The sequence below is a fragment of the uncultured Veillonella sp. genome, assembly GCF_938010505.1.
Lineage (GTDB): Bacteria > Bacillota > Negativicutes > Veillonellales > Veillonellaceae > Veillonella.
On the sequence record NZ_CALLVP010000063.1, the window covers coordinates 1 to 7184 of the forward strand.

The 7184-nt window shown below is 36.4% G+C and carries 8 protein-coding genes and 1 pseudogene; 1 reads left to right on the plus strand and 8 read right to left on the minus strand.

Annotation, left to right across the window (positions count from 1 at the left end; all coding sequences use genetic code 11):
• Positions 1–119 precede the first annotated feature (119 nt).
• On the minus strand, positions 120–1325 hold the full coding sequence (locus tag Q0507_RS03410) for an acetate/propionate family kinase (protein ID WP_298712434.1): 1206 nt from the start codon (positions 1323–1325) through the stop codon (positions 120–122).
• 3 nt (positions 1326–1328) lie between these two features.
• Positions 1329–1892 carry a hypothetical protein gene (locus tag Q0507_RS03415; RefSeq protein ID WP_367268444.1) on the minus strand — a complete coding sequence of 188 codons (564 nt, stop codon included), beginning with the start codon at positions 1890–1892 and terminating at the stop codon, positions 1329–1331.
• A gap of 186 nt (positions 1893–2078) precedes the next feature.
• On the opposite strand from Q0507_RS03415, the gene Q0507_RS03420 reads away from it, so the two are divergent.
• Positions 2079–3416: a nucleotidyltransferase family protein gene (locus tag Q0507_RS03420; protein ID WP_298712441.1), complete on the plus strand. Its 1338-nt coding sequence runs from the start codon at positions 2079–2081 to the stop codon at positions 3414–3416.
• A gap of 165 nt (positions 3417–3581) precedes the next feature.
• Here Q0507_RS03420 and pyrR read toward each other — a convergent pair whose 3' ends face one another.
• From pyrR to Q0507_RS03450, 6 genes and pseudogenes are all read right to left on the minus strand, one after another.
• Positions 3582–4103: a bifunctional pyr operon transcriptional regulator/uracil phosphoribosyltransferase PyrR gene (gene pyrR, locus Q0507_RS03425; protein WP_298712444.1), complete on the minus strand. Its 522-nt coding sequence runs from the start codon at positions 4101–4103 to the stop codon at positions 3582–3584.
• 91 nt (positions 4104–4194) lie between these two features.
• Entirely contained in the window at positions 4195–5118 is a 924-nt protein-coding gene (locus Q0507_RS03430; protein ID WP_298712447.1) for an RluA family pseudouridine synthase, read from the minus strand.
• 89 nt (positions 5119–5207) lie between these two features.
• Entirely contained in the window at positions 5208–5648 is a 441-nt protein-coding gene (gene lspA / locus Q0507_RS03435; RefSeq protein WP_298712450.1) for a signal peptidase II, read from the minus strand.
• A 109-nt stretch (positions 5649–5757) separates the two neighbouring features.
• On the minus strand, positions 5758–5922 hold the full coding sequence (locus tag Q0507_RS03440) for a DUF362 domain-containing protein (RefSeq protein WP_004696472.1): 165 nt from the start codon (positions 5920–5922) through the stop codon (positions 5758–5760).
• 322 nt (positions 5923–6244) lie between these two features.
• Positions 6245–6712 carry a hypothetical protein gene (locus Q0507_RS03445; RefSeq protein WP_298712453.1) on the minus strand — a complete coding sequence of 156 codons (468 nt, stop codon included), beginning with the start codon at positions 6710–6712 and terminating at the stop codon, positions 6245–6247.
• Between the two features lie 313 nt (positions 6713–7025).
• Positions 7026–7184, minus strand: a pseudogene (locus Q0507_RS03450) (anion permease); the annotation flags it as partial.

Genomic DNA, 7184 nt, shown 5'->3' on the forward strand with positions numbered 1-7184 from the left:
AACTATACATCCTATTATAAGATATTCTATGTATAAAAACTACAAAAACCCCGTCTATATCTTAGATATAGACGGGGTTTAATGACTCTATTAGTCACCTAGTTCTGATACGAACCATATTATTTTTTCAAAGATGCTGTAATACGTTGAGTATCGCGAGCAATCATGATTTCTTCGTTTGTAGGGATTACAAAGATTTTAACTCTAGAGCCTTCTGCACTGATTTCTTGTTCTTTACCACGAATATTATTGCGTTCGGAGTCAATGCGAGTACCCAAGTATTCTAAGCCGTTACAGATAGCATCGCGGTTACCGATACCATTTTCACCGATACCTGCAGTAAATACGATAGCGTCAACACCGCCCATAACTGCTGCAAACGCACCAATTACACGACGAACTTTGTAATGGAACATATTCAATGCTAATTGAGCATGTTTGTGACCCTTAGCTGCCGCTTCTTCGATTTCACGGAAGTCATTAGACACCCCAGAAATACCCAATACGCCAGATTTTTTGTTCATTACAGTGTCAACTTCTTCATAAGTCATACCTGTTTTATCCATCAAGAATGGTACGATAGCTGGGTCAATATCACCAGTACGAGTACCCATGATTAAACCAGACAATGGAGTGAAGCCCATTGTAGTATCGATGGAACGGCCACCTTTAATAGCAGCAACAGAAGAACCGTTACCCAAGTGACATGTGATAATACGAAGATCAGACATGTGTTTACCCATCAATTCAGCGCAACGTTGTGCAACATATTTGTGGGATGTACCATGGAAACCATAACGACGGATGCCATAGTTTTCATAGTATTCGTAAGGAAGCGCATACATGTAAGCTTCTTTAGGCATTGTTTGATGGAATGCAGTATCAAATACGCCAACTTGTGGTACATTTGGCATGATAGCTTGGCAAGCTTCAATACCTTGAATATTTGGAGGATTGTGCAATGGTGCCAAGGAGCAGCATTCATTCAATGCATCCATAACAGCTGGAGTGATTAATACGGAGTCAGCGAACTTTTCAGCACCATGTACTACACGGTGACCAACAGCGTCGATTTCGTCCATAGATTTAATTACACCAAACTCAGCATCAACTAAAATATCAAGTAAGATGCGAAGTGCTTCTTTATGGTTCAAAATTGGTTCAACGCGTTCTAATTTGTCTGCGTTAGGACGTTTGTGAGTGAAGATAGCATCTTGATCACCAATCTTTTCAAAAAGACCTTTTGCCAATTCTGTTTCAGTTGTCATATCAAGTAATTGATATTTCAAGGAAGAACTACCGCAGTTAACTACTAATACGTTCATCGATTAACCCTCTTTCTGTTGCGTAACTTGAATCTTGTTTTGAATTTCTTTGCTGATATCAGCACCTACCTGATCCTTCTCAGGATATTGGTAGATTATATTCCACAATACGCCATGATCTAAGAATACGTATTGAGAAAATCTAAATGTTTGTCCTTGCGTTGTATATGTCACATCAAGCTTCTTAGCAGATGTACCTTGTAAAGCCGCGGACTCCTCCTTGATGGTTGCGCCCATCTTAGTGAACTCAGTCTTACTGCGATTCAAAAACTCATCAACCGTAGGCAATAGCTTGTTATCACCAGCACGCAAAGCTTCAACTTCAATTACCATATGCTCTGTAACGGATCCATAAATATCGATTGGATATCCATCATCAGTCATATTTTTTGTGCTTTTACCCATTTCATAAGGCAAAGCAATGGTAATCTCAGATTGACCAACACGGATAACTTGATGGCCAAAACTATATGTATCCATTACATTATTTGAGCCACATCCCGCCATTGCTAGTAGAGCAACCCCGAGTAGAGCCCCTTGTAATGTGCGTTTCCAATTTTGTTTCATCATATACCTCACATCAATTCAGCATTTACAGTTAATTATAGCCTATAGAGACAAGAAAATCTATACTAAACTTAATATTTACACACAATATTACCTATCTAAATAAGCCTTTTATTTAGATATAATGAAATGTTGTTTACAGTATTTACTTGCTTTGTTACACTAACACTAATGAAAGGAGACACTATGAAAACAATCGGTATTATCTGTGAATACAATCCATTTCACAATGGACATACTCATCAATTACATACCTTAGCACAAGAGCATCCAGATGCGCTGCGCATTTGTATCATGAGTGGCTCCTTTGTGCAACGAGGCGAACCTGCTATTTTTTCTAAATTTGATCGTGCTCGTTGGGCTATTCTTGGTGGTGCAGACATCGTTATTGAGCTACCTACGCTCTATGCTTTGGGTAGTGCACAACTTTTTGGAACAGGTGCTATTCGTATGGTAAAAGCTTTACATATCGACGCCCTTTCCTTTGGTTCTGAAACAGCTAATCTAGATGCACTCGTAGATATAGCTAAAAGTATGGATTGTGAAAATACTCAAACAGTATTGCACACCTATATTAACGAAGGTATGTCCTATGGCTCTGCCTTTCGTAAAGCCCTTAATACAGAGATGCTCAACACACCCAATGCACTATTAGGACTTGAATATATTCGAGCAGGACTTAACTATCATCCTTCCTTACAATACATGCCAATCTTACGCACATCAGATCATCACGAAGCAAACATTACAAAAGCTCTCCCTTCTGGTACAGCATTACGTAAACTTATAACAAATATGGCTACGGGTAGTAACAATTGTAATATAAACAGTATCTACACTTCTACAAATATGGATACAACGACCAGTGCGAGTACAAATACCAATACAAATTCAAATTCAAATGTAAATTCAACTGCAACTACAATAACAAAATTTAATACAGCAAATTGTAAACTAGAATTACAACTTCAGTCAATCGTTCCTAAGACTATTGCAGACGATATGACTAATATACTTTCTAATGGTGCTTATGTAAACTATAATCGCTACTTTGATATGGTCCACACCTTAAGTCGTCGTACATCAACTAAGGAGCTACAAAGCATCGGAGATTTCAACGAAGGCATTGAACACTTATGGACCAAAGCAGCCCAACAAGCTACGTGGGACTTGGCTATGGAGCATATAAAATCAAAGCGCTATACCTATGCACGTTTACAACGGATGGGGGCCTATCTCACGTTAGGAATCCAAAAAGCTGTATTACAAACAGCTATGCAGGAAGGTCCACAATATGCTCGTTTACTTGCCTTCAACGATAGAGGTCGTCAATGGCTTCGAAATGATTTTGAAATACCACTTATTCAAAAATGGGCCAAAGCACCTAATGAATTAAATACATTGGGACAAACAATGCATCAAATCGATACATTAGCTACAGACGTACAGGCCCTATGCTTCCATAATGAAATCAAACGAATGGGCCATATGGACTACACCTATACGCCACAATACATAAGATAAGATTAGATTAGATTAGAAAGTAATTCAACAGTAATAAGCTAATAATAAGCAAAACTTCAATCTAATAGGAACAATCTGCACATAAATATAAGAGTCGAATAATTTAAGTTTATTAAGATAAACCATCTCAATATGCTAATACTCAAAAAGGGGTTACAATACAGGTTATTCCTGTATTGTAACCCCTTCTTCACCATCCAGATCAGCGACGGCAACGCGTACGCTTTCAAGATGCGATGTAGGAATATTTTTACCTACATAATCTGCTCGTATAGGCAACTCACGATGACCACGGTCGACTAGTACAGCCAGTTGAATAGATGTAGGTCTACCAGCCGTCATCAATGCATTTAAAGCAGCACGAATGGTACGACCCGTATATAACACATCATCTACGAGGATAATCGTCTTTTCCGTTGTATCAATCATACATGGTTCACCCTCTTTAGGACGAGCATCACGATCATCACGATACACTGCAACGTTCAAGGATTCACAATCAATATGAATGCCTTCAATGCGCTCAATTTCAGCTTGTAAACGCTTCGCCAAAATGACACCACGCCGTTCAATACCTACAATCAGCGCATTAGACAAACCTTTATTTCGTTCTAGAATTTCATGACTAATACGACGAATCGCACGCATAATAGCATCTTGATCCATCAATAAACGTTTCTTTTCCATATATTCGTCCTTACAGCATAAAATATTTCTATGCTCCTATATTCAAATAAGCAGTAAAAACTAGGTATTAAAAATCAAAGAAAACTATAACCTATTTTCTCTTATCTTCACGATAAGTCTTAGCAAATTCCAAGCACGCCTCAAAGTCAGCTGGTACCGGTGCCTCAAAGTGCATCTCTTCACCTGTAATAGGATGTTTAACATCTAAAGATCTAGAATGTAATGCTTGCCCTTCAATTGGGAAATCCATGCGGCGATATCCATAGAATGGATCATTAACGACAGGATGCCCTATATGAGCAAAATGAACCCGAATTTGATGAGTTCTACCAGTCTCCAAATTACATTCTACCAATGTTTGGTGACCATATCGTTCAAGAACCTTAAAATGAGTTACTGCATCTTTACTATTCTCAAAAACCACTGCCATTTTCATGCGATCTTTAGGATGTCGTCCAATAGGAGCCTTGATGGTACCCTTCTCTTCTACGATATTACCTTGTACTAGCGCCCAATAAGTACGCTTTGCAGAATGTTCTTTTACTTGTTCTGCTAAACCAATGTGAGCAGCATCATTTTTTGCGGCCATCATAACACCAGACGTATCTTTATCTAAGCGATGCACTATGCCAGGTCTAATTTCACCATTGATTCCAGACAAGTCCTTGCAATGGAATAGTAAGGCATTTACAAGGGTGCCCGAATAATTTCCTACTGCAGGATGAACCACCATACCTCGAGGCTTATTTACAATAACGATATCATGATCTTCGTATAGATAATCCAAAGGAATATCCTCCGGTTTAACCTCTACAGATTCCGGTTCTGGGATTTCCACATGAATTACAGTATCAGGTGTAAGCCGAAGATTGGCCTTTCCAACTTTACCACCTACTGTAACATGACCATCTTTAATTAAACTTTGAATATAGCTACGAGAGCCTTCCATCTGCTCTGTTAAAAATACATCCAGTCTCATGCCTTCTTGCTCAGCACTTACAATATATTCATTCATCCCCTACTCCTCTATGAGTTAAGTATACTACATATAACAGATTTACCTATTCTTCAGATCGATACCCTGTTAAACTCTATTGGTGAAAGTTACTCATGGTCCTCTTTCAATGTAAACAAATAATATACAACAAAAACCACTCCAACACAGATACCGATATCTGCAACATTAAAAATAGGCCATATACGGAAATCAAAAAAATCCACTACCCCATGAATCATATAACGGTCAATGCCATTACCAATAGCCCCAGAAACTAATAAGGCAGATCCAATTTGCAAGGTCCAAGGCCCCTTAGATAATCGCTTCCAGTAATAGGCGCAAACAGCTAGTAAAATAACAGCTACTAGTAAAAAGAACCATCGTTGATTCGCTAACATCCCAAAAGCTGCCCCGCGATTAATAATATAGGTGAGATGAAATACGTTAGGAATAACAGGTAAAGACTCTCCTAACAAAAAATGATTCATTATATAATATTTAGTTAATTGGTCTAGTAATAACCAAATGATAAGTACAGTATAAAACAAGATTAACTCCCTTACTATAATATATATCTTAATAGTCCTATTATACTAAGTAACACAAATTTAGGCAAAATAAAAAGCCCCTCAACGAGGGGCGTATTTTATTTGTGGATTACTCAGCAGAAATTACAGATACTGGGCAAACGGATTCGCAAGAACCGCAATCGATGCAAGCATCGCCAATTTCGTATTTAGTTTCGCCTTCAGTAATGCAGGATACTGGGCAAACAGATGCGCAAGAACCACATTTAATGCAACCATCAGCAATAACTCTCATAATTAGGACCTCCATCAAAAAATATAAATCAGAACTTTTTATTATCATTTAGAAAGGCACTTGCCTCAACTTATGTTCTCATTATCACACAGTTCTAATTGAAAGTCAAATGAAAATGATAAATAAACGTATAATTTTTGCATAACAATTGTTCCTTTTTATCATAAAAAGCCTATATTTATCTGCATTTTGATATTTCTTTTCATTTAACTAACTGAGTATAATACTCAATAATTGAGAATGCACTTATTATCATTTTAATTAAAATACGTAGTATTATACTAGGAATTCAATTATCAATATTCATTATCATTGATATATTTTATTGTCTTTTTAAATTAGGATAATTTGATCCAGTCAAAATTTTCCAAGACTCGCCAAAAGTTCCTAGTAAATTTTGATTATAACCATAAGTATTACTTAAATCAGCCTCTTCCCAATTTTGTGTTGTCGAATTATATATATAAACAACATTCCAAGGATCATTATAATTTCTTGAAAACTGCATTTGACTATGTTTTATATTTTGTGCAGGAAAGATCCATGAAAAATCTTTGTCTAACACCAATCCATATACAGTATTCACTGAAAATGAAATCCCTTCTTCCGTTTCTTTAAGAACCTTTACAGAGTTTTTATCAATATAAGAACCATAATTCATATGTCCATAAGTTAGGATATAATTAGGATCACCATTTAAATGTTCTGGATAGGAATAAGCTTCTGAATTTCCCCCTACAAATACACCAAGTGCCAAAGTTAATACTGTTGCTATAATTCTTTTTTTCATATTAACCTCCATAAAATTCAAATAACTCTCCTATAACTACATTATATATCATCAAGTTAAATTTTATAATCGTAATTTTTATTATTATATATTAACAAAACGATTTCATAGAGATTATAGTAATCCTAATTTAATATTAAACATAATAAAGTTAATATCTTTATAATTAGAGCTCCTCTTAATATAAGTGATTATATAACTTGCGACTACATCATGAATTAGTCTAAATACAAAAAAATCGAGATAAAAAATGAGGTCGAATCATAAGATTCGACCTCATATATGCTCTTATAGTAGAGTAACCTATCCCCTATTATTTACCAGGGAAGAATGGCCATACCATTGGGATAATAATTAAGCTTACTACGAAGCAAACTAGAATCAATGGAACACCAGCTTTTACATAGTCCATAAATCTGTATTGACCAGGACCAAGTACTAATGTATTTGGAGGTGTACCTACAGGTGTACC

Bases quoted from the DNA above. Each gene is read 5' to 3' on its own strand.
- Q0507_RS03410 (WP_298712434.1), bottom strand. From the start codon at position 1,325: ATGAACGTATTAGTAGTTAACTGCGGTAGTTCTTCCTTGAAATATCAA.
- Q0507_RS03415 (WP_367268444.1), bottom strand. From the start codon at position 1,892: ATGAAACAAAATTGGAAACGCACATTACAAGGGGCTCTACTCGGGGTT.
- Q0507_RS03420 (WP_298712441.1), top strand. From the start codon at position 2,079: ATGAAAACAATCGGTATTATCTGTGAATACAATCCATTTCACAATGGA.
- pyrR (WP_298712444.1), bottom strand. From the start codon at position 4,103: ATGGAAAAGAAACGTTTATTGATGGATCAAGATGCTATTATGCGTGCG.
- Q0507_RS03430 (WP_298712447.1), bottom strand. From the start codon at position 5,118: ATGAATGAATATATTGTAAGTGCTGAGCAAGAAGGCATGAGACTGGAT.
- Q0507_RS03440 (WP_004696472.1), bottom strand. From the start codon at position 5,922: ATGAGAGTTATTGCTGATGGTTGCATTAAATGTGGTTCTTGCGCATCT.
- Q0507_RS03445 (WP_298712453.1), bottom strand. From the start codon at position 6,712: ATGAAAAAAAGAATTATAGCAACAGTATTAACTTTGGCACTTGGTGTA.